The sequence below is a fragment of the Mycetocola sp. Y442 genome (genome assembly GCF_056898615.1).
This window is the reverse complement of sequence record NZ_JBXHBV010000001.1, coordinates 222,769-245,613: the sequence shown is the minus strand read 5'-3', so window position 1 is coordinate 245,613 and position 22,845 is coordinate 222,769. Positions and strand designations below refer to the sequence as shown.

The following is a 22,845-nucleotide window of genomic DNA, read 5'->3' as shown; positions in this document are numbered from 1 at the left end:
GTCAGCGCAGAATCCATTCGAGGTAGAACGTTCCGACGCCGGCGGCGCAGAGCAGGCCGCCGACAATCCAGAACCGGACCACGACAGTCACCTCAGCCCACCCCTTGAGCTCGAAGTGGTGATGGATCGGACTCATCCGGAAGATCCGCTTGCCGTGGGTGATCTTGAAGTACGCCCGCTGGACGATCACTGACCCGGTTTCGATGACGAAGAGACCACCGATGAGGACGAGGAGCAGTTCGGTGCGGGTGAGGATTGCCAGCGCGGCGATCGCTCCTCCGAGCGCGAGTGATCCCGTGTCACCGAGGAAGATCTGTGCCGGCGATGTGTTCCACCAGAGGAAACCGATGAGCGATCCGCAGATGGCAGCGGCGACGATGGCGAGAGCCAGCGGATCCCGCACTTCGTAGCACTTGTACGCCACCTCGTCGGCGAGCGATGCACCGAAGCAGGACTGGTTGTACTGCCAGAAACCGATGATGACGTACGAACCGATGGCGAGGATCGATGCCCCAGTGGCCAGTCCGTCGAGGCCGTCGGTGACGTTCACGCCGTTCGATGTGGCGGTGACGATGAAGCTCGTCCACAGCAGATAGAGCACGACACCGATGACCGGTCCGAGAATCATCAGGTTGATCGGGAGATCGCGAGTGGCGGAGATGGCTGTCGAAGCCGGGGTTACTCCCTCGGCGCTCGGGAAGTTGATGGCGAGGACGCCGAAGATGACCGCGACGATGACCTGGCCGAACACCTTGGCCCAGCCGCCGAGACCCAGGCTGCGCTGTTTGCGCGTCTTGGTGAAGTCATCGATGAACCCGACGACACCGAGTCCGACCATCATGAACAGCACGAGGAGCGACGACACGCTGATCGCATCACCGGTGATGATCATGGCGGTGAAGAAGCCGAACAGGGTCGCAGCGATGATGACGATGCCACCCATCGTCGCAGTACCACGCTTGGCGTGGTGCGACTTGGGACCGTCATCCCGGATGAACTGACCCCACTGGAGCTTGTGGAAGAGCTTGACGAACGCCGGAGTAAGAAAGAGCGAGAAGGCCATCGAGAGGGCGCCCGCCGTAAGAAGTGCTACCACGAGTACAGTGCTCCCAACCGGTCGCCGAGGAACCGCAGGCCGGCCGAGTTTGACGATTTCACGAGGACAGTATCTCCGGGGATGATCTCTGCAGCGAGGTAGTCGTAAGCAGCATCCATATCGCCAAAGTACACGCTCTCACCGTCCCACGAGCCTTCATTGATGGCACTGATGTGCATCCGGCGCGCGTCAGGACCGACGACGACGAGCCGGGAGATGTTGAGCCTGACCAGTTGCAGCCCGATTCTGTCGTGCTCATCGCCGGCGAACTCGCCGAGTTCGCTCATCGCGCCGAGGACGGCGATCGTGCGCTTTCCCGGTTCTGAGATCTGCGCGAGAGTCTTGATCGCCGCGGACATCGAGTCAGGACTGGCGTTGTACGCGTCGTTGATGATCGTGACGTCATCCTTGCCGCCGAGAACCTCCATGCGCCAGCGTTCAGCTCGCGTCAGAGTCTCGAGTGCCGCGGCGCTCCGAACGAGCGGGACTCCGAGCGTCGACGCGACGGCGATGGCCGCGAGGGCATTCGACACGTGGTGCTCACCGAGAACGCGAAGTGTGATCCTGACCGGTGCCTCGCCGGGAACGTGCGGCGTGAAGCTCGTTCCCGTCCGGGTTCCGGCAACGTCGGTGGCCCGGATGGATGCGGTGTCCTCCTGCCCGAACCACACAACGCGAGCCCTGGTCTTTTCCGCCATTGACGCGACGCGGGAATCGTCGGCATTGAGGATCGCTACCGCGTTTTCGTCGAGGTCACTGACCATCTCAGTCTTCGCCCGAAGCGTCGACTCGATTCCGCCGAACCCGCCGGCGTGGGCAAGGCCGACCTTGAGAACCACCCCGATGTCGGGCTTTGCCATGGCGACGAGTTTCGCGATGTGCCCGATCCCGCTCGCCCCCATTTCTACGATGAGGTATCTCGTGGACTCACTGATCCTGAGCATCGTGGTCGGTGCTCCAACGGCGTTGTTGAAGGAGCGGATCGGCGCAACCGTCTCGCCCTCGGCCGAGAGGATGCGTTCGAGCATGTTCTTTGTGGTCGTCTTGCCGTTTGACCCCGTGATCCCGATCACCGTGAGTTCGCCAGCCGCGCGAACGCGCTCAACAACGAACCGAGCGAGTTCACCGAGCGCGACAACCGCATCCGAGACAACGATCTGGGCGATCGCGTCGGACACCGGGTGCTCGACAATGGCCAGGGCAGCACCGCGCTCGACGGCCGCACCCACGAAGAGGTGGCCGTCGGTGTCGTCACCGCGCTTGGCGACGAAGATCCCGCCTGGCACGATCTCGCGGGAGTCGGTTTCGACGGGCCCGTCGACTGTTGTGTCCGGGGCGGCGGGCGTCCCATCGAGGTGAAGGACGCCGGACAGCCGATCGGCGATCTCGGACAGGGTCAATCGAATCATAGGGAATTATCTTTCAGGCACACGAGAGCATTTGCTGGTGCCACAGGCGCGAGACTGGCTGTGGCCTCGCGCACGGGGGTTAGTAGTAGCCCGGGTAGTCGGCGCCGGGTGTTGTGGAGGGTGGGAGTCCGTACTTCTTGATCACCTGGAGGACGGCTTCCTTGAAAACGGGTGCTGCTGCCGCGGAAGAACGCTTGAAGAGCGGGTCTTTCAGGGTCACAGTAACGACGTATTCAGGGTCGTCGGCCGGTACGACGCCGGCCATGGATGAGTAGAACGTATCTTGAAGTATACCGCCGATGATTTGCTCGCCCGTTCCGGACTTCGCCGCAACGCGGTACCCGGGAATCTCAAGCTCCTCAGACCAGAACCCCTCGGTGACGACGGTCTCCATCATTCCGAGGGTTTGCAGGGCGGCCTCCTCGGAGATCACCCGTTCCGGCTTGGCTGGTTCCGGCACATCGGTAACGGTGCCGTCCAGGTAGCTGCATCCTTCGACGAGCTGCAGCGGGAGCTTTTCGCCGAGGTTGCCGAGCGCCTGGTATGCACCGGCGAGCTCGATACCCGTGACGTCGACGCCCTGGCCGAACATGGTCGTGTAGTACGTCTGGTTGTCCCACTCCTGCCAGGGGTGAAGTGTTCCCTTCTGCTCCCCCGGGAAATCGATGCCGCTCTTGTGGCCGATGCCGAAAGCGTCGAGGTAGTTGTAACGCTTCTCCGGGCTGAGTTTCTCGCCCAACTGGCTCGTTCCCGTGTTCGACGACGTCTGAAGCACTCCGGCGAGAGTGAGCTGCTGCCGCTCGTGAGGAAGCGCGTCCTTGATGCTTGCCCCGTTGGACGGCTTGTACCGGTAGTCGGCGACGACCTGTGATGCCGGCGTTGCCAGGCCCGCGTCGATGAGCGAAGCGGCGGTGAGGGGCTTGAACACAGAACCAGGCTCGAACCGGTTCTGGAAGACTCGGGATCGGCGGTCGTCAGGTGCCGTCGCGGTGACATCGTTCGGGTCGAGAGAAGGCGCCTCGGCGATGGCACGGATCTTGCCGGTTTTTGCCTCTGTGACCGTGATGGTGCCCCACGCCGCCTGCTGCGCCTGGACCTGCGATGCCACGAGCTGCTGGAGATACCAGTTGAGGTCAGCGTCGAGCGTGAGCTTCAGTTCGCCGCCCGGTTCCGGCTCCTTGGTGGTCGTCGTGGTGCCGGGCAGCGCAACGCCATCCTTGCTTCTCTGGTAGGCCTGCTGGCCGTTCACGCCCGTCAGGCAACTGTTCTTGGCGAGTTCGAGGCCGCCGAGACCGGCATTGTCACTTCCGACGTAGCCGACGACCCCACCGGCGACCGCGCCGTTCGGATAGGTCCTGCCGGCGGTCTGCTTCGGGTAGATCCACCAGATGCCCGACGATTTGAGCGAAAGCAGCTCCTGGTACGTGTCGTACTCGACACCCTTGATCAGGTAAGCGAAGTTGCTCGAGGCATCGGCGGCCAGCGCGCTGTCGACGATCTCGAGCAGTTCCTCAGCACTCTGGCCCGTGACAGCGCCGATCTCGCCCATCGCCTGTTCAACGGTGACGGTCGACGTCGTGCCGTCTTCCGAGGTTCGCTTGAACTCGTCAACGTCCTTGGGCGAGATGGTGACGTCGAAGAGGGTGACGCTCCCCGCGAGGGTCGTCCCGTTCGTGTCCACGATCGACCCACGAGGGGCGTAGATGGTTCCCTCGCTCGAGGTTTTGGCGAGAGAATCGCCGACGAGCTGGCTGGCGCGAACGACCTGGATGTCGATGAGCCTGACGACGAAGACGCCGACGATGGCGATCACGCAGACTATGGCTGCCGCCACCCTGCGTCGCGTCGAGAGCGAGTGTTTCACTGAGTTCGTCCTTCGCACCTATGCCCGGCGTCTAGTGGGTTTGAGGCGACGGGATCCCGTTATCCAACGATATGGGGGCCGCAGGCGCGTCAGGGTCTGCCACGCCAGCACCCGCTGGATCGACAACCTGGTCGGGAACTGTGACGAGAGGGAGGTCGGTAATGAGCGAGTTGGCGACGAGCGTCGATGCGCCGACCGGGACGCTGCTCTCCGCGGTGCCGGCGGCGGGAACCCCGACGATGCCGCCGTCGGAAAGCCGGAGGTAAGCGGGAGTGCCGCTGATGACCATGCCGAGAGCCTGAGCGTTGGCCGCGATGAACTGCGGGGAAGACACCTCGAGCAGGTCGTCGGTCACGGCCTGCTTCTGCCAGGTCAGCTGGGTCTGCTGCTTGGTGAGGGCGGAAATCTCGTAGGCGCCGTGGCTGAGTCCCACGCTCAGGAGCAACTGGGTGACGACGATGGCGAGCACGCCGGTGACGGCACCGACGGCGTACGCGATTTTCGGCCGAGCGCGGCGGGCGTCACTCGCGGGGACCGCGCGGAGAGGCCGGGTCGTCGGGATGCCGTGCGGAACGCCGGGGAGAGTCGCCGGAAACGTCGTCGCCAGGTTCGCACTCATGAGTTTTCCGCTTTCAGTCGTTCAGCTGCGCGCAAGCGGACGGGCGTCGCTCGCGGGTTCGATTCTTTTTCTTCTTCTGTCGCCATCTCGGTGCCGCGCACGAGTAGCCGAAAACGGGCGCTGTGCTCCGGCAGCTCGACCGGCAGGTCTGCGGGAGAGGTGGACGAGCTCGCTGCGGCGAGGTCGCGCTTCACAATCCGGTCTTCGAGGGACTGGTAGGAGAGCACCACGATGCGTCCCCCGACGGCGAGCGTGCCGAGGGCCGCGGGAATCGCGCGCCTCAGGACGCTGAGTTCGGTGTTCACCTCGATGCGAAGTGCCTGGAACACGCGCTTGGCCGGGTGGCCGCCCCGCGAGAGTGCCGCCGGCGTTGCGTCCTGCAGCAACTGGACGAGCTGTCCCGAGCGGGTAATCGGTTCGACCTGCCGTGCTTCAACGATCTTGCGTGCGTACCGCCCTGCGAGCTTCTCTTCGCCGTAGTCTTCGAAAATCCTCCGGAGGTCACCCTCCCGGTATGTGGCAAGGATGGTCTCGGCCGTCAGGTCGCTCGTCGAGTCCATGCGCATGTCGAGCGGCGCGTCCTGGGAGTACGAGAAGCCGCGTTCGGTCCGGTCCAGCTGCAGCGAGGACACCCCGAGGTCGAACAGGATGCCGTTTGCCTCGGCGAAGCCAAGACCGTCGAGGGCTTCGGCGATTCCGTCGTAGACCGTGTGAACCGGGTGGAACCGGTCGCTGAAACGCTTGAGCCGCTCGTCGGCAATCGCGAGGGCTTCGAGGTCCCTGTCAAGCCCGACCAGCTGAAGCTCGGGGAAGCGTTCGAGGAATGCCTCGGCGTGGCCTCCCATACCGAGCGTGGCATCGACGAGGACGGCACCCGGCTGTGACACCGCAGGGCCGAGCAATTCGATGGTCCGCTCCAGCATGACCGGTGTGTGAATGTTGTTGAATTCCATAGCTTCTCCGGACTGCCCCTGAATCCTGATCCCCATCCATTCCGACCTGGCACCGGGGAAGTGTGCCAGGGCGAGCGAACGGCTGGGAGTCAGAGCTCAGGGACTAGAACAATCCAGGAATCACCTCCTCTGCGGTGTCGGCGAATGCAGCTTCCTGCTCTTCGAGGTACTTTTCCCAGGCCTCGGTGTCCCAGATTTCGGCCCGGCTTCCGGCGCCGATGACCGTGAGGTCACGCGAGAGACCCGCGTAGCTCCGGAGGGAGGCGGGAACCGTGATCCGGTTCTGCTTGTCCGGTGTCTCCGCGCTGGCTCCGGAGAGGAACACACGGAGGTAATCGCGGGCCTGCTTGCTCGTTACCGGTGCCTGGCGGATCTTGTCGTGCAGCGCTTCGAACTCACGGGTGCTGAACACGTACACGCAGTGCTCCTGGCCGCGGGTCATTACCACTCCCCCGGCGAGCTCGTCCCGGAACTTCGCGGGAAGGATGATGCGGCCCTTCTCGTCGAGTTTGGGGGCATACGTGCCAAGAAACATCGGCACATCCCCCTTCGTTCCGGCCAAGCATCAGGTTGACTCCACTTTACTCCACTTTGCACCACGTTTGTCGGAAATAGTGCTCTATTCGGGTTTTTTCTCGCAAACCGGCCTGAATTTGCAACGAACGCTGAGGTGGAGGGAAGTGGAGTCAAATCCGGCGCTGCACCCGCATGATGAGCGCCACTGGCGGATGTCTTCCGCAGGGAACCGCGAATGACCGCACGATGAGCGCGGGCGTCGGTGGAGGGTGGAGCGCAGTGGAGGACGCGGTGGAGCAGCGAAAAGGGCACGAAAAAAGGGCCGACCAGATGGTCGGCCCTTAGCGTGGGTGGGACTCTCGTCCGCTCAGGCGCAGGCTCTCAGCGCAGCCTGAGTTTTCGTCAGTTTTCGTCCTGGCGCTTGTCCCAGCGATTGTTCATTCGATCCATGAACGATGCGGATGCCGCAGACTGTGAGCGTTTGCCCGATGCGGGGAACGCGGAGTGAGGCTCTGACCCGGCATCGCCCTTGCCTGGGGCAATGGCAAACATCACGCCGGCGAGCATGGCGGCGAATCCGATGATGCCGACGATGGGCTGCTGCAGGATCACGCCGGCGATGAGCGCTCCAGCACCGACGATCGTGATGACACAGCCGATCGCTATGTTGCGATAACTCGGGCGGCCCTTACGGTTTCCGACGGTCGATACGAAATCAGCGTCGTTCCTGTAGAGGTTGCGCTCCATCTCATCGAGAAGCCGTTGCTCCTGTTCAGACAGTGGCATGATGTTCCCCTCCAACTTCGGGTGCGACGCAGGTTCATCCCTGTCGATTCTAGCCTTGCGCGGATGGCTAGGCTAGCTGTGTGAATGAAACCGCCAACCTGAACGACCTTGTCCAGTCTCGGATCGGTGAGTTCATTTCATCGCGGGAGTCAATTCTCGCCCAGGTCGGGTCAGGACTCGATCCCTTTGCCTCCTTTTCTAGGGAATTTCTCAGCGGTGGGAAGCGGTTCCGGGCCCGCTTTTGCTACTGGGGCTGGCAGAGCGTTGCGGATTCGTCCGACGGCGATGCCAACGACGGTCGTGCGTCGGTTGCTGACGTGGTTTCGGCCGCGAGTGCGCTCGAGATTTTCCATGCCGCCGCGCTGATCCACGACGACATCATCGACAACTCCGACACCAGGAGGGGCGCGCCGAGCGCCCATCGTCGCTTCGAGCAACTGCACAGGGACGGTGCGTGGGCCGGGGACGGTGCAGAGTACGGTCGGGCGGCAGCGACGCTCCTCGGCGATTTGCTTCTCGGCTGGAGCGATGAACTCCTCGATGAAGCACTGGATGGATGCTCGAGGCCCGTTGCCCGGAGTGCCAGGGCGGAGTTCAACAGGATGCGAACCGAGGTCACGGCAGGCCAGTACCTCGACATCCTCGAGGAACGTGCGTGGCGTTCTCACGACGACAGCTCGCAGCTGACCCGCGCACAGCAGGTCCTGATCTATAAGTCCGCGAAGTACAGCATCGAGAGCCCGCTCGCGCTCGGGGGCCTCCTCGCCGGAGCAACGCCAGCGCAGCTTTCATCGCTCAGGGCGTTTGGGTTGCCCCTCGGCGTCGCCTTCCAGCTCAGGGATGACCTGCTCGGCGTCTTTGGCGATGCCGCGGTGACGGGCAAGCCAAGCGGCGATGACCTGCGAGAGGGCAAGCGCACAGTACTCATCGCGCGAACCCGCGCGTCGATCCCTGCACCAGCCAGGAACATCCTCGACGAATTGCTCGGCGACCCTGACCTCGACGATTCCCAGATTGCCTCGCTTCAGGCAACCATCCGCGAATCAGGAGCGGTCGAAGAGGTCGAAGCCATGATCGACAGTAATGTGGCTCGTGCCATCGCGGCACTCGACGCTGCGCCACTTTCGGCGACGGCGACCGGCCAGCTCCGTGAACTGGCGGATGCCGTTACCAGGCGCACCTACTGAACGAGCCAGCACGCCGCAGGCAGGCTCAGGCCAGAGCCTGAGCCACTCGACGCACCTCGGCTTTGCGACCGGCGCGCAGCGCATCGATCGGAGCCGCCAGGAGGCTCTCTTCTTCCTCGAGGAGCCACCGCATGGCGTCGTCGTCGCGGAAGCCCGCGTCGGCCAAAACGAAGAGCGTTCCGCGAAGTTCACTCAGCGGCTCGTTGTCGCGAAGGAAATCGGCGGGGACGCTCAGCACTCCGTCGCGCTTGACGGCGAGCAACTGGCGTTCCTCGATCAGCTTACGGATGCGGCTCTGGGTCACCCCGAGCGCTTCGGCGAGGTCGGGAAGGGTCAGCCACTGTCGCTCAGGAAACATGTTCGTCACGGTATGAGTCTGCCACGTCACGTCGATCGATCTCACCCCGGGCCCATGAGTTCACGGTTCACAGCCTTCACATCCGTCACGGTGATTGACTCCCGACACAGATGTATGGGACCGTATGAACCGGATGCCACACGAACGGGGGTCATTCCATGTCGTTGCCACCAGCGCCTCACCTGCTTTCCCAGAATCTGCCCACCATCGATGAGCCCGCTCAACCGGCACCAACCGGGCGCGCTGGTGATTCGCGCGCAGCTGGCCGCCGTCGTGCTCGCAATCTCACCCTGCCGCTCGTCCTGACCGGGTCGCTTGCCGCCAGCATGCAGATCGCCCTTCCCGCTGCCGCTCACTCGCCGATGTCGTCGCCGAAGCCCCGCTCGAGCGTCCCCGCTCCCACTCCCCCGAAAGCCGCACCGGCGCCTCTCGCCGTCCAGGCAGCGCCCGCCACGTACACGGTTGAGTCCGGCGACACCATTTCGGGCATCGCGTCGAAGTTCGGCCTGGCAACGGCATCCGTCCTCGCACTCAACGGCCTCGGCTGGTCGAGCATGATCTTTCCCGGCCAGACACTTCTCCTCACCGGCGCGACAGCGAGCCCGGACGCCGCCCAGCCCGCGCCAGCCCCTCCCACCCAATCCTCATCGACCTACACCGTCGTCTCGGGCGACACGGTGTCCGGTATCGCTTCGGCACACGGCGTGAGCGTTGCCGCGGTGTTCGCCGCCAACGGTCTGAGCTCGGCCAGCATCATCTATCCCGGCCAGGACCTCGCCATTCCCGGCAGCAGCCCAGCGCCGGCGGCACCGACCCCAGCGACCGCCCCGCCCGCACCGGCTGCACCGACCGAAGCCGCCATCACGCCGATGACCGCCGAGATGCGGTCGAACGCCGCGATCATCGTGTCGACCGCCCGCTCGATCGGGGTGAGTGACCACGGAATCGTCATTGCGCTCGTCACTGCGGCGCAGGAATCGAGCCTCCGCAACGTTCAGCACGGCGACCGCGACTCGCTCGGCCTGTTCCAGCAGCGGCCGAGCATGGGCTGGGGCACCGCCGAGCAGGCTCTCGATCCCGTTCGCGCAACCAAGGCGTTCTTCGGGGGGCATGTCAACCCGAACCGCGGGCTCACGACAGGGCTCCTCGACATCGACGGGTGGCAGTCGCTCCCCATCAGCGCCGCCGCCCAGGCCGTGCAGAAGTCTGCCCACCCCGACGCATACGCGAAGTGGGAGACGTCGGCACGCAGCTGGCTCTCCGAGCTCGGTTGATCGCGCCAGCGGGGGCAATACTACGATCGGGTCACGAATTGCCCATGATTAGTGGGCCTTGCGGTGTTTTGTCAGCGCCGCGGGCACGACCCTCCATAGACTTTCGTTCGTGACAACCAGCCAGCAAACCGACCCGATTATCGGCCGTCTCATCGACGACCGGTATGACGTGCGTTCGCGCATCGCCAGGGGCGGCATGGCGACTGTCTACCTCGCCACCGACCTGCGGCTGGAGCGCCGCGTCGCCATCAAGGTCATGCACGGTCACCTGGCCGACGACAGCAACTTCCGCAACCGCTTCGTGCAGGAAGCGCGGAGCGCGGCGAGGCTCGCGGACCCCCACGTGGTGAGTGTGTTCGACCAGGGTCAGGACTCGGACCTCGCGTACCTCGTCATGGAGTACCTGCCGGGGATCACCCTGAGGGAGCTGCTCCGCGACCACGGCAAGCTCACTCCGCGCCAGGTCATCGACATCATGGATGCCGTCACAAGCGGCCTTGCTGCTGCGCACCGCGCCGGCATCATCCACCGGGACGTGAAACCGGAGAATGTCCTCCTCGCCGACGACGGTCGCATCAAGATCAGCGACTTCGGGCTTGCCCGCGCAGCGAGTGCCAACACCGCGACCGGCCAGTCGCTGCTCGGGACAATCGCATACCTCTCCCCCGAACTCGTCACGCGAGGCATCGCCGACGCCAGAAGCGACATCTACGCACTCGGCATCATGATGTACGAAATGCTCACCGGCGAGCAGCCGTACAAGGGCGAACAGCCCATGCAGATCGCCTACCAGCACGCCAACGAGTCGGTGCCGAGGCCGAGCGCCGTGAACCCGGACGTGCCCGATGCTCTCGACGACCTCGTCCTGTGGGCAACGGAGCGTTCCCCCGATCAGCGCCCGAGCGACGCCAGGGAAATGCTCGAACGACTCCGCGAGGTAGAAAAGCAGCTCGGATTCGGTACCGCCGCAAGCACCCAGGCGACGATGGTGATGGCGACACCGCCCGCGAGCGACACCGCAGGCTTTACTCAGGTCCTGACATCACCCTCGATGCGCACGGATCCCGTTGATCCTGCCAACCCTGTGTCAACCCTCAGCGCTGTGACGGCGAAGAGGCGGACAAAGGGTTACTGGATCCTCGGACTCGTCCTCCTCCTCGCCGCGCTCTCCGGCGGCACCGGCTGGTACTTCGCCGCGGGCCCCGGCTCGCACGTCTCGGTGCCATCGGTCGTCAACGAAAGCCCGGAAGACGCAACCCGGATCCTCACCGACCTGGGCCTCACGGTCACGCAGGGCGAGGAATACAGTTTCGACGTGCCCGCCGGTCTCGTGTCGAGCACCGACCCCGGTGACGGCGCCCTCGTCGACAAGGGCTCGAGCGTCACGGTCAACGTATCGCTGGGCCGCGCGCCCGTTACTGTTCCTGCACTCGCCGGAATGCCCCTGGCCGATGCCGAAGCGTTCCTCACCGACAACCGCCTCACCCTGGGAAGCATCGACCAGCAATTCAACGACGACGTGCCCGATGGCGTCGTTCTCGCTGCGACGGATGCCGCGTCAGGAGCCGATGTGTCCGGCGGCGGCGAGATTCTCCAGGGTGAGACGATCAACCTCGCCGTCTCACTCGGCGGGATCCCTTCGGTTGGCGGCATGAGCCCGGACGAAGCGAGGAGCGCCCTCACCGCGCGCGGACTCGTCGTCTCCGACAAGAGCAGGGAAGAATTCAGCGACGACGTCGCCAAGGGCGTCGTCATCAGGGCTGAGCTTCCCGATGGCATCATCCGTGCCACGGACACGGTTACCCTCGTCGTGTCGAAGGGCGAAGACCTCGTCACCGTTCCCGACGTCGTCGGGAAGGTCCTCGCCGAGGCAAAGGCCGAACTCGAGGACCTTGGATTCACGGTCAAGGTCATCAGCGACGTGGCCGAGACGAACTGGGGATTCCCGCTCGTCACCGTCGACCAGTCGGATCCCGCCGGCGGAACGGCGATCAAGCGCGGGGCGACGGTCACGCTGACCTCGTACCTCTTCGAAGCGCCCTAACCGGCGGCGCGGTGAACGCGCCAGTCGGTATGCACGAAACCCGTACGCACGAAACCCCCTGGCCGCTGGCCAGGGGGTTTCGTGTTGGGGCGTGCTGAAGCTACTTCGCGAGCTCTTCGGCGACGAGGAAGGCGAGCTCGAGGGATTGCATGTGGTTGAGCCTCGGGTCGCAGAGCGACTCGTACCGTGTTGCCAGCGCCGCTTCGTCGAGCTGCTCAGAACCGCCGAGGCACTCGGTGACATCGTCGCCCGTGAGTTCGACGTGGATTCCGCCGGGGTGAGTCCCCGCCTGGCGGTGCGCCTCGAAGAATCCCTTCACCTCGTCAACGACGTCGTCGAACCGACGCGTCTTGTACCCGTTCGGCGTGGTGATTCCGTTGCCGTGCATCGGATCGGTGACCCACAGCGGGTTGGCATCCGTCGCCTTGATCGCCTCGAGCAGCGGAGGAAGCGCGTCACGGATCTTGCCAGCGCCCATCCGCGTGATGAACGTCAGGCGACCGGGCTCACGATTCGGGTCGAGCTTGTCGATGAGCTTCTGCATGGTTTCAGGAGTCGTCGTCGGGCCGAGCTTGACGCCGATCGGGTTGCGAACCCGCGAGAGGAAGTCGACGTGCGCCCCGTCGAGGTCACGCGTGCGCTCCCCGATCCAGAGGAAGTGGGATGAGGTGTTGTACGGCATCCCCGTGCGGGAGTCGATCCGGGTCATGGGGCGCTCGTAGTCCATGAGCAGGCCCTCGTGGCCCGTGTAGAACTCGACGCGCTTGAGCTCGTCGAAGTCGGCGCCGGCGGCTTCCATGAACCTGATGGCCTTGTCGATGTCATGAGCGAGCTGTTCGTAGCGGTGGTTCGCCGGGTTGGACGCGAAGCCCTTGTTCCAGCTGTGCACCTCACGAAGGTCGGCGAACCCGCCCTGCGTGAACGCACGAATGAGGTTGAGGGTCGACGCCGCCGTGTGGTATCCCTCGACGAGCCTGGCCGGGTCTGCACGGCGGGATTCGGGCGTGAAGTCGTAGCCATTGACGATATCGCCACGGTAGGCGGGAAGAGTCACGTCGCCGCGGGTCTCGGTGTCGCTCGAACGCGGCTTCGCGAACTGGCCGGCCATGCGGCCCATCTTGATGACGGGCATCGACGCGCCGTACGTGAGAACGACGGCCATTTGCAGGATCGTCTTCACCCGGTTGCGGATCTGGTCGGCCGTTGCTCCGGCGAAGGTCTCGGCGCAGTCACCACCCTGAAGGAGGAAAGCATCACCGGATGCCGCGCGAGCGAGCCGCTCGCGGAGGATGTCCACTTCACCGGCAAATACGAGCGGGGGGAACGAGGCGATCTGCGCTGACGCGCGCGCAACGGCATCCGCGTCAGGCCACGACGGCTGTTGCTTGATCGGCAGTTCACGCCAATAGTCCAGACCGGAAATCACAGAGTCATCTGCCACTACCACCGGATCGATTGGATCTGCCACGGAACGTCCTGTTCTGAATGAGGAATGCCCGTTTCGAATGCGAACGGGCCAAGTTCCAGACTAGCGCGATTCGATTGCGCCCTTGTCCTTCACGCTCGTTGCATACACGTCGACGTACTCCTGCAGGCTGAGGCGCTGCAGCTCGTACATCAGCTCGTCGGTGATGGAACGAAGGATGAACCTGTCGCCCTCCATGCCCTCGAACCGGCTGAAGTCGAGCGGCTTGCCGATGATGATACCGATGCGACGGATGCGCGGAAGCGTGGTTCCGATGGGCATCATCTTCTCGGTGTCGATCATGGCGACGGGGATGATGGGTACCCCGGCTTCAAGGACCATGCGGGCAACGCCTGTGCGGCCGCGATACATCTTTCCGTTGGGGCTGCGGGTTCCCTCCGGGTAGATGCCCAGGAGGTCACCTCCCCCGAGAATCCGGAGCCCTGTGTTGAGGGATGCCTCTGAGGCTTTGCCGCCTGACCTGTCGATCGGCAGCATCCCCGTCGCTGTCATGAACATCCGGGTCGCCCAGCCCTTGGGGCCCTTGCCCGTGAAGTATTCACTCTTCGCGAGAAACGAGATCCGGCGATCGAGATAGAGCGGGAGGAAGACGGAATCGATCACCGAGAGGTGATTGGAAGCGAGGATGGCTCCCCCGGTCTTCGGCACGTTCTCCTGCCCGATCACCCACGGGCGAAAGATGGATTTCAGGATGGGGCCAGCCACCATGTGCTTCATGAACCAGTAGAACATCGTCGTCCCAGTATCCTCTACAGCTCGATCGGTGCGGTGCGCCTTGCGGCGACACGCGCAAGATCGGCTGCTCCGACAACACCGGCGTTGTTCACGAGCTCGGCGATCCTGAACTCGGGCTCAGGGTGGTATCCCCTCGCGGGAAGGTGCTCGAGGTACGACGCACGGATGGGCTCGAGAAGCAGGTCTCCGGCCTGGGCCACCCCGCCGCCGATGACGAACAGCTGCGGGTCGAGAACCGCGCCGAGGCTCGCGCACCCCTGCCCGAGCCAGGTACCGAGCTGTCGGAGCGCTGCGTTGGCACCGCCGTCACCTGCGACGATCAGCTCAGAGATGTCGTGCCCGGTGAGCGTGCCGGCCTCGGCACGCCGGTCGGCGAGGATCTGCCCGATTCCACCGGCGTCGGCGAGTTCGTTGGCGAAGCGGAGAAGCGCCCGACCTGAACCGTATTGCTCCAGGCAACCGTGCTGGCCGCATCCGCACGGATAACCGTCGGGGATGAGCCGCATGTGTCCAAGCTCTGCGCCGGCGCCGAAGCCCCCGCGGAAGAGCCTGTCATCGGTCACGATGGCCCCGCCGACCCCCGTGCCGATAGTCAGCATCACCATGTCGCTGAACAGGCGGCCGGCTCCGTACCGGAATTCGGCCCAGCCCGCGGCGTTCGCATCGTTGTCGATGACGATCGGGAGGTCGAGCCGCGCCGAGAGGCGAGCCTGGAACGGCTCGTTGCGCCAGCTGATGTTTGGCGCGTAGTACACGGTGGACTGAGCAGCGTCGATGAAGCCTGCGGCGGCGACGCCGACTCCGTCGATGTTCCTGCCGGCCGCGAGAACGCTCACCATCGCGACAACGGCATCCTCGATCAGTTCCGTGGTCGCAGGCGTCGGCACACGCGTTTCGCTCACGATCTCACCGTCTTCATCGACGAGCGCACCGGCGATCTTCGTTCCACCGATATCGATACCGATTGCGTGCACGCGGAAGCCTCCAGTAGGGATGGGGTCGAGACCCGACAAAAGCGACAAGGGCAGACCGCGTCGGTACGTCCATGTTAACGATTCGGCCCAACCGCCGCCATCTGACCGGCGCTGGGGGCCCCACACCCCTAGAGTAGACGTACCCTGCCCCTCTAGGTACCGAAGGAGATACCTTGGAACAGTTCGATGTACCAGCAGTTGTCGCCGCCGACCCGAACGCGAACACAACGGATCTGCTGGTCGAGCGCGTGAAGCTTACGCCGACAGCCCCCCTCTTTGCCCTCCCCGTCAATGGCGGGTGGAAAGACGTCAGCGGAGAAGAATTCCTCCGGCAGGTCGTCGCCCTTGCCAAAGGCCTCGTCGCCGCAGGAATCGAGCCTGGCGACAAGATCGGGCTCATGTGCAAGACGAGTTACGAGTGGACGCTCATCGACTTCGCCACCTGGTTCACCGGCGCCATCCTGGTGCCGATTTACGAGACGAGCTCGCCAAGTCAGGTCCAGTGGAACATGGAGGACTCAGGGGCAATCGCCGTCATCGTGGAGACCGCTGACAACTTCGCGCGCTTCGACGAGGTCCACGCAGACCTTCCCCTGGTGCGGAACGTCTGGCAGATCGCGCTCGGCGACCTCGGCAAACTCGCTGCGTCAGGCACCGACGTCACCGACGCTGAAATCGAGCGACGCCGCTCGCTCGCCGTCGGCTCCGACATCGCGACCCTGATCTACACGTCGGGGTCGACAGGCAAGCCCAAGGGCTGTGTCATTACCCATTCCAACTTCGTCGAACTCTCCCGAAACTCCGCGGTCGCACTGCACGAAGTGGTCGATGGAAAGAACGGGTCGTCGACGCTCCTCTTCATCACGCTCGCTCACATCTTCGCTCGCTTCATTTCGGTGCTGAACGTGCACGCCGGTGTGAAGACCGGCCACCAGCCAGACACCAAGCAACTGCTCCCCTCGCTTGGATCCTTCAAGCCGACCTATCTGCTCGCGGTTCCGCGGGTCTTCGAGAAGGTGTACAACTCGGCCGAGCAGAAGGCTGAAGCGGGCGGCAAGGGCAAAATCTTCCGTGCCGCGGCCGACGTCGCCGTCGACTACTCGAAAGCGCAGCAGGCCGGAAAGGTCCCGTTCGCCCTCAAGGCGAAATATCTCGTCTTCGACAAGCTCGTCTACAACAAACTGCGCACCGCTATGGGCGGCAATGTTGAGTATGCGGTGTCAGGCTCAGCACCGCTTGGCTCTCGCCTCGGTCACTTCTTCCACAGCCTCGGAATCGAAATCCTCGAGGGCTACGGGCTGACCGAGACCACCGCGCCCGCGACAGTCGGCAGGCCGGGCAAGACCCCCATCGGTACCGTCGGACCGCCGATGCCCGGCGTGTCCATCCGTACACTCGACGACGGTGAGATCGAGGTAAAGGGCCTCAACGTCTTCAAGGAGTACTGGAAGAACCCCGAGGCGACGGCTGAGGCCTTCAATGACGGCTGGTTCCGCACCGGAGACCTTGGCTCGTTCGACGCGGACGGCAACCTCACCATTACCGGACGCAAGAAAGAGATCATCGTTACCGCCGCGGGCAAGAACGTCGCACCCGCTGCCCTCGAAGACCCGATCAGGTCCAACCCGGTCGTCGGCCAGGTGGTCGTCGTCGGCGACCAGCGGCCGTTCATCTCGGCGCTCATCACTCTTGACTCGGAGATGATCGGGACCTGGCTCGGCAACAACGGTGAGGATGCCGGTCTCTCCCTGGCTCACGCCGCGAAGAACCCCGCGGTGCTGGCTGAGATCCAGCGCGCGATCGACCTCGCGAACACGCGAGTCTCTCGCGCCGAATCGATCAGGAAGTTCGTTGTGCTCGCAAGCGAGTTCACCGAGGCGAGCGGCCACCTGACACCGAAACTGAGCATCAAGCGCCACGTGATCCTCAAGGATTTTGCCGGCGACATCGACGGAATCTACGCGAACGCACCGACGCAGGGCATGTCGCTCAAGTAGCTGCCGGTCGACGGCGCTCCTCGGGAGAACAAGAACACCCGTTCCGGACAATCCGGAACGGGTGTTCTGCGTTCGATGCAACCGGGCTCAGCCGCGAGCAGGCTGAACGACGCTGGGAGAGCGGGTTAGAACCAGCTGCTCTCCCTGACCTCTTTCATGGCGGCCCGCCGGTGTTCCTTGCCGAGCCGGTCAAGGTAGAGCATGCCGTCGAGGTGATCGGTCTCGTGCTGGAGCGCCTGCGCGAGCACCCCTGTCCCTGACACATCTACCTCGTTGCCGTCGAGGTCAATTCCTGTCACCCGTGCGAACGGGTACCTGGGCGTCGGATACCAGAGGCCGGGTACCGAAAGGCATCCCTCGTCGACAAGTTCGACCTCTCCCCGCGTCTCGACGAGCACAGGGTTGATGATGTACCCGATGTCACCGTCGACGTTGTAGCTGAATGCCCTCAGGTTGACGCCGATCTGGCTTGCAGCCACACCCGCTCGCCCCGGAGGCCGCACGCTATCGAGCAGGTCTTCGACGAGGCTCCGTGCCCTGTCATCGATCACGTCGATGGGCTCGGAAGGGGTTTTGAGGACGGGGTCTCCGAAGAGCCGGATCTGTCGTTCTGTCACTGGGGCCTTTCACTCTGGGTTGAACGGGAAATGATGGGTCGCGTTGTCGGCATTCCTTCGACCACGAGTGCTGCGAGCGTGCGTGCAGCATGCCTCGTCACGGGTTTGAGGTCCTTGAAGGAGATCGCCGAGCCCGCCGCGAGCTGGGGGTCATACGGAATCCGGACGATCTCGCGCACTCTCGACTTGAAGTGGCTCTCGATCTCGCCGAGGTTGACCATGTGGGAGCCCTGGGTTGCGGTGTTCAGCGCCACTATGGCGTTCGCCACGAGACTCTCGAAGCCGTTCTGTTCGAGCCAGCTGAGGGTTTCCGACGCGAGCCGCGCCTCATCGACGCTCGATCCGGAAACGATGACGATGGCATCCGCCCGCCGCAGTGTTGCCGACATGACCGAGTGCACGATGCCTGTACCGCAGTCGGTCAGTACGAGCGAGTAGTACCGCGAAGCAAGGTCGGCGACGGTGTCGTAGTCGTCGGCGTTGAATGCGTCGGACAGGTGCGGATCCGTGTCGGATGCGAGGACGTCGAGGCGGGTCTCGTCGCGGGCGACCATCGTCGAGAACTCGGTGTAGCCCCTGATCGCGTCAGCCTCGCGCACCACGTCCCTCACCGTGCGATCGGTGTGCTGGGCGATCCGCTCAGCCAGGGTGCCCCTGTCGGGGTTGGCGTCGATGGCGATGATCCTGTCGTCGCGGGCGTCCGCGAGGGCCATCCCGAGCAGCGCGGTGACCGTCGTTTTACCGACCCCGCCCTTCCTGGTCAGCACGGGGACGAACCTGGCTTCCCCGACAAAGCGTTTGCGGATGCGTTCGTCAAGTTCCTTGCGAGCGGTTGCCTTGGCGGAGTCGCCGAGGTGAACGCGCTTGCCCGTCGCATCGAACAGGAGTTTCTGCCAGAAACCATCCGGTGGGGTCCTCGACCCGCGCGCGCCGTCGAGGAGTCGTTCGCTCGTCAGGAGCGCAGCGGTCTCGGGAGCACCCGGTCCGAAGCGTCTGGCGCGTACCGGCTCCTCGTTGGCGATCGGTGTCGTTACCGGGACCGCGACCGAACTCGTCTCGACGTCACCTGACTCGAGTGAGTCGGGCTGCACCGCAACGTCGTCGATGGCGACGGCCTGTTCGTCTTCCGGGATGTCATGGATCGGCGCAGCGGGCAGTTGCACGGATACCGTCGCTCGCGGTGATGCATCGATGTCGATCGACGCGGTGTTAATCGAGGCGGTGTCAATCGAAGCCGCGTCGATCGAGCTGTTGCCGGGTGAGGCGGAGTCAAACGACTCCGCCTCACCCTCGGCGGGAGACAACGCTGGTCCGGTGGCAGCATCCGAGACGGACCTGCGACCGGAGTGGCGAGCGTTCCCTCCTGTGGCTTGAGTGGGTGCCATGGGAGCTACCCCCTTCGTTCGGGTTCAGCCTCCCAGTGTAGGCGGCACCCCACTGTCGGCGGTCAACAGTCGCCTACGCCCTGGGCGTGATCACGATGATGAGGTCTCCCGCTTCCACCTGCTGGGTCGTCGAAATGGCCACCCGCTCTACTGTGCCGCTGACCGCCGCGGTGATCGCCGCTTCCATCTTCATGGCCTCGATCGACGCAACAGCCTGGCCGGCCTCAACGACATCGCCCTCGGCCGCCTTCACCGTGACGACGCCGGAGAACGGCGCTGCGACCTGTCCCGGCTTCGACGTGTCGGCCTTTTCGATGGGCTTCGACTCAACCTTGATGCTCGTGTCCCGCACGAACACGGGGCGGAGCTGACCATTGAGAGTGGTCATGACCGTACGCATGCCCTTGTCGTCTGGCTCACCGATCGCTTCGAGACCGGCGTACAGGCGCACGCCCTTGTCGATCTCGATGACGTGCTCCTGGCCCTGGTCGAGGCCGTAGAGGTAGTCGATGGTGTCGACAACAGAGAGGTCGCCGAACAACTCACGCGTTTGCAGGAACGTCTGGGTCGGGGCGGGGAACAGCAACCGGTTGAGGGCGGCGCGCCGTTCGTCAGACGTGCCGTCAAGCTGGGCCTGGTCATCGGCGCTGAGCGGGGACACCTCGATGTTGATGTTCTTCCCGGCAAGGACCTTGCTGCGGAACGGCTCGGGCCAGCCACCGGGAAGGTCACCGAGTTCACCTGCCATGAAGCCGACGACCGAGTCAGGGACGTCGTACTTGTCGGGGTTCTGGGCGAAGTCGTCCGGGTCAGCCTTCACCGCGGCGAGGTAGAGCGCGAGGTCACCGACGACCTTCGACGACGGCGTGACCTTGGGCACGCGGCCGAGGATCCGGTCGGCGGCGGCGTACATGTCCTCGATCAGCTCGAAGTGATCGGCGAGGCCGAGCGCGATTGCCTGCTGGCGCAGGTTCGACAGCTGGCCGCCGGGGATCTCGTGGGTGTAGACGCGACCGGTCGGGCCGGCGAGGCCTGATTCGAACGGCTTGTAGATGTGCCGAACCGATTCCCAGTACGGCTCGAGGTCGGTGACGGCCTTGAGCGAAATTCCCGTGTCACGTTCTGTGTGCGCGAGAGCGGCGACGAGTGCGGATGCCGACGGCTGGCTGGTGGTCCCCGCCATCGGAGCGCTCGCAACGTCGACGGCATCCGCACCAGCTTCGCTCGCAGCGAGGAGCGTGGCGAGCTGGCCACCGGCGGTGTCGTGGGTGTGGACGTGCACCGGAAGGTCGAACCGCTCACGGAACGCCGACACCAGCTTCGCGGCAGCGGCCGGGCGCAGGAGCCCCGCCATGTCCTTGATCGCGAGCACGTGCGCTCCCGCTGCGACGATGTCGTCGGCGAGGCGCAGGTAGTAGTCGAGGGTGTACAGGTCCTCGGCCGGGTCGAGCAGGTCGCCGGTGTAGCAGACGGCCACCTCAGCGACGGTCGTCCCCGTGGCGAGCACGGCGTCGATGGCAGGCCGCATCTGGCTGACGTCGTTGAGGGCATCGAAGATGCGGAAGATGTCGACGCCGCTGTCCGCGGCCTCGCGCACGAAGGCATCCGTCACCGCTGTCGGGTACGGGGTGTAGCCGACGGTGTTGCGCCCGCGCAGGAGCATCTGGATGGCCACGTTCGGCAGCGCCTCGCGGAGGCTCGACAGCCGCTCCCACGGGTCCTCGCCGAGGAACCGGAGAGCGACGTCGTAGGTGGCACCGCCCCAGGCCTCGACCGAGAGGAGTTCGGGGGTGAGCCGTGCGACGTACGGGGCGGCGGCGAGCAGATCGCGGGTGCGGACCCGGGTCGCGAGGAGGGACTGGTGGGCGTCGCGGAACGTCGTCTCGGTGACGGCGAGTGCCTTCTGTTCACGAAGGGCGGTGGCGAAGCCCTGCGGGCCGAGCTCGAGCAGGCGCTGGCGCGAACCGGCGGGCGCCGGAACGCTGAGGTCGATGTCGGGAAGCTTCTCGGCCGGGTGCAGGTTGGTGGGGCGCGGACCGTTCGGCTGGTTCACCGTGACGTCGGCGAGCCAGTTCATGATCTTGGTGCCGCGGTCCTTGGAGACCCGGCCACGCACCAGCTCGGGGCGCTCGTCGATGAACGACGTGCTGAGGTCACCGGCGACGAACTGCGGGTCCTCGAGCACGGCCTGCAGGAACGAGATGTTGGTGGACACACCGCGGATGCGGAACTCGGCAAGGCCTCGCTTGGCACGCGCGACGGCGGCGGGGAAATCCCGGCCGCGGCAGGTCATCTTCGCGAGCATCGAGTCGAAGTGCGGGCTGATCTGGGCGCCGGGGTTGATGGTTCCGCCATCGAGGCGGACACCGCCACCGCCGGGCGACCGGTAGGTGGTGATCTTTCCGGTGTCGGGACGGAAGCCCTGGGCCGGGTCCTCGGTGGTGATGCGGCACTGCAGAGCGGCTCCGTGCATCTGGATGGAATCCTGGCTCAGGCCGAGGTCAGCGAGGGACTCCCCCGCCGCGATACGGATCTGTGACTGGACGAGGTCGACGTCGGTGATCTCTTCCGTCACCGTGTGCTCGACCTGGATGCGCGGGTTCATCTCGATGAAGACGTGCTTGCCCTTGCGCTCCCCCGCGGTGTCCAGGAGGAACTCGACGGTGCCCGCGTTGACGTAACCGATCGAACGGGCAAAAGCTATGGCGTCACTGTAGAGCGACTGGCGCAGTTCGTCGCTGATGTTCGGTGCAGGCGCGATCTCCACGACCTTCTGGTTCCGGCGCTGCACAGAGCAGTCGCGCTCGAAGAGATGAACCGTGTCGCCGGTGGCATCCGCGAGGATCTGAACCTCAATGTGACGGGGGCGGATGACGGCCTGCTCGAGGAACATCGTCGGGTCACCGAATGCGCTGTCTGCCTCACGCATGGCCTCGGCGAGGGCAGGGGCAAGTTCTTCCTTGGTTGCGACCTTGCGCATACCGCGCCCACCGCCGCCGGCGACCGCCTTGGCGAAGAGGGGGAATCCGACCTCGTCTGCGCCGGCGAGGAGTACGTCGATGTCGCGTGAGGCGGGAGTCGAGGCGAGGACCGGCACGCCGGCCGCAATCGCGTGCTCCTTCGCGGTGACCTTGTTTCCGGCCATTTCGAGCACGTCTGAGGTAGGCCCGATGAACGTGATGCCGTTGGCGGCAGCCTGCTCGGCGAGGTCAGGGTTCTCCGAGAGGAACCCGTACCCGGGGTAGATGGCGTCGGCGCCGGACTCGAGGGCGACCCGGATGATCTCGGAGACATCGAGGTACGCGCGGACGGGATGACCTGGTTCGCCGATCTGATATGCCTCATCGGCTTTGAGCCTGTGCATGGAGTTCCGGTCCTCGAACGGGAACACGGCAACAGTCTTCGCTCCGAGCTCATAAGCAGCCCGGAAGGCGCGGATCGCGATTTCGCCTCGGTTGGCGACGAGAATTTTTTTGAACATGCAGACCTCTCTGGCAGCACAGCGCACAGGGAACAGTTAGGTTCTGCCAGCTTAGTGAAGGTAA

18 protein-coding genes are annotated in these 22,845 nt (G+C 64.6%); 4 read left to right on the top strand and 14 right to left on the bottom strand.

What is annotated here, in order from left to right; all coding sequences use genetic code 11:
• Position 1: 1 nt before the first annotated feature.
• The 7 genes from mraY to AC1X6S_RS01140 all read right to left on the bottom strand — a co-directional run bounded on the left by mraY (position 2) and on the right by AC1X6S_RS01140 (position 7,243).
• On the bottom strand, positions 2-1,096 hold the full coding sequence (gene mraY, locus AC1X6S_RS01170) for a phospho-N-acetylmuramoyl-pentapeptide-transferase (protein ID WP_483404011.1): 1,095 nt from the start codon (positions 1,094-1,096) through the stop codon (positions 2-4).
• Positions 1,090-2,505, bottom strand: a complete 1,416-nt coding sequence (locus AC1X6S_RS01165) for a UDP-N-acetylmuramoyl-tripeptide--D-alanyl-D-alanine ligase (RefSeq protein WP_483404010.1) — start codon at positions 2,503-2,505, stop codon at positions 1,090-1,092. The genes mraY and AC1X6S_RS01165 overlap by 7 nt, the downstream gene beginning before the upstream one ends.
• 79 nt (positions 2,506-2,584) lie before the next feature.
• Positions 2,585-4,369, bottom strand: coding sequence for a peptidoglycan D,D-transpeptidase FtsI family protein (locus tag AC1X6S_RS01160; RefSeq protein ID WP_483404009.1), 1,785 nt, complete (start codon positions 4,367-4,369; stop codon positions 2,585-2,587).
• A 31-nt stretch (positions 4,370-4,400) separates the two neighbouring features.
• Complete coding sequence (gene ftsL / locus AC1X6S_RS01155) at positions 4,401-4,988, bottom strand: cell division protein FtsL (RefSeq protein WP_483404008.1); 588 nt, start codon at positions 4,986-4,988, stop codon at positions 4,401-4,403.
• Positions 4,985-5,941, bottom strand: a complete 957-nt coding sequence (gene rsmH, locus AC1X6S_RS01150; protein ID WP_483404007.1) for a 16S rRNA (cytosine(1402)-N(4))-methyltransferase RsmH — start codon at positions 5,939-5,941, stop codon at positions 4,985-4,987. Before rsmH ends, ftsL begins: the two co-directional genes overlap by 4 nt.
• A gap of 103 nt (positions 5,942-6,044) precedes the next feature.
• Positions 6,045-6,476, bottom strand: a complete 432-nt coding sequence (gene mraZ / locus AC1X6S_RS01145; protein WP_108393140.1) for a division/cell wall cluster transcriptional repressor MraZ — start codon at positions 6,474-6,476, stop codon at positions 6,045-6,047.
• 383 nt (positions 6,477-6,859) lie between these two features.
• Positions 6,860-7,243 (bottom strand): DUF3040 domain-containing protein, encoded by a 384-nt coding sequence (locus tag AC1X6S_RS01140; RefSeq protein ID WP_483404006.1) that lies wholly within the window; start codon positions 7,241-7,243, stop codon positions 6,860-6,862.
• Between the two features lie 80 nt (positions 7,244-7,323).
• On the opposite strand from AC1X6S_RS01140, the gene AC1X6S_RS01135 reads away from it, so the two are divergent.
• Positions 7,324-8,430 carry a polyprenyl synthetase family protein gene (locus tag AC1X6S_RS01135; protein ID WP_483404005.1) on the top strand — a complete coding sequence of 369 codons (1,107 nt, stop codon included), beginning with the start codon at positions 7,324-7,326 and terminating at the stop codon, positions 8,428-8,430.
• Positions 8,431-8,455: 25 nt separating this feature from the next.
• Here the strand turns inward: AC1X6S_RS01135 and AC1X6S_RS01130 are convergent, their stop codons facing one another.
• A complete protein-coding gene (locus AC1X6S_RS01130) occupies positions 8,456-8,788 on the bottom strand; it encodes an Rv2175c family DNA-binding protein (RefSeq protein WP_483404957.1) in 333 nt (110 codons plus the stop codon).
• Positions 8,789-8,946: 158 nt separating this feature from the next.
• Here AC1X6S_RS01130 and AC1X6S_RS01125 point away from each other — a divergent pair, with 158 nt between their 5' ends.
• On the top strand, positions 8,947-10,062 hold the full coding sequence (locus AC1X6S_RS01125; RefSeq protein WP_483404004.1) for a LysM peptidoglycan-binding domain-containing protein: 1,116 nt from the start codon (positions 8,947-8,949) through the stop codon (positions 10,060-10,062).
• A gap of 109 nt (positions 10,063-10,171) precedes the next feature.
• The gene (pknB, locus tag AC1X6S_RS01120; protein WP_483404003.1) at positions 10,172-12,106 is read left to right on the top strand and encodes a Stk1 family PASTA domain-containing Ser/Thr kinase; all 1,935 of its coding nucleotides are present in this window, start codon (positions 10,172-10,174) and stop codon (positions 12,104-12,106) included.
• Positions 12,107-12,206: 100 nt separating this feature from the next.
• Here pknB and AC1X6S_RS01115 read toward each other — a convergent pair whose 3' ends face one another.
• The 3 genes from AC1X6S_RS01115 to AC1X6S_RS01105 all read right to left on the bottom strand — a co-directional run bounded on the left by AC1X6S_RS01115 (position 12,207) and on the right by AC1X6S_RS01105 (position 15,301).
• Positions 12,207-13,532 carry a class II 3-deoxy-7-phosphoheptulonate synthase gene (locus AC1X6S_RS01115; RefSeq protein WP_483404956.1) on the bottom strand — a complete coding sequence of 442 codons (1,326 nt, stop codon included), beginning with the start codon at positions 13,530-13,532 and terminating at the stop codon, positions 12,207-12,209.
• Positions 13,533-13,634: 102 nt separating this feature from the next.
• Positions 13,635-14,324 carry a lysophospholipid acyltransferase family protein gene (locus AC1X6S_RS01110; RefSeq protein ID WP_108390864.1) on the bottom strand — a complete coding sequence of 230 codons (690 nt, stop codon included), beginning with the start codon at positions 14,322-14,324 and terminating at the stop codon, positions 13,635-13,637.
• A 17-nt stretch (positions 14,325-14,341) separates the two neighbouring features.
• Positions 14,342-15,301, bottom strand: a complete 960-nt coding sequence (locus AC1X6S_RS01105) for an ROK family glucokinase (RefSeq protein WP_483404002.1) — start codon at positions 15,299-15,301, stop codon at positions 14,342-14,344.
• Positions 15,302-15,474: 173 nt separating this feature from the next.
• On the opposite strand from AC1X6S_RS01105, the gene AC1X6S_RS01100 reads away from it, so the two are divergent.
• Positions 15,475-17,298: an AMP-dependent synthetase/ligase gene (locus tag AC1X6S_RS01100; RefSeq protein ID WP_483404001.1), complete on the top strand. Its 1,824-nt coding sequence runs from the start codon at positions 15,475-15,477 to the stop codon at positions 17,296-17,298.
• 125 nt (positions 17,299-17,423) lie between these two features.
• Here AC1X6S_RS01100 and def read toward each other — a convergent pair whose 3' ends face one another.
• The 3 genes from def to AC1X6S_RS01085 all read right to left on the bottom strand — a co-directional run bounded on the left by def (position 17,424) and on the right by AC1X6S_RS01085 (position 22,781).
• Positions 17,424-17,915 carry a peptide deformylase gene (def, locus tag AC1X6S_RS01095; protein WP_483404000.1) on the bottom strand — a complete coding sequence of 164 codons (492 nt, stop codon included), beginning with the start codon at positions 17,913-17,915 and terminating at the stop codon, positions 17,424-17,426.
• Positions 17,912-19,300, bottom strand: a complete 1,389-nt coding sequence (locus tag AC1X6S_RS01090; RefSeq protein ID WP_483403999.1) for a MinD/ParA family ATP-binding protein — start codon at positions 19,298-19,300, stop codon at positions 17,912-17,914. The genes def and AC1X6S_RS01090 overlap by 4 nt, the downstream gene beginning before the upstream one ends.
• A gap of 73 nt (positions 19,301-19,373) precedes the next feature.
• Positions 19,374-22,781 (bottom strand): pyruvate carboxylase, encoded by a 3,408-nt coding sequence (locus AC1X6S_RS01085; RefSeq protein ID WP_483403998.1) that lies wholly within the window; start codon positions 22,779-22,781, stop codon positions 19,374-19,376.
• Between the last annotated feature and the right edge of the window lie 64 nt (positions 22,782-22,845).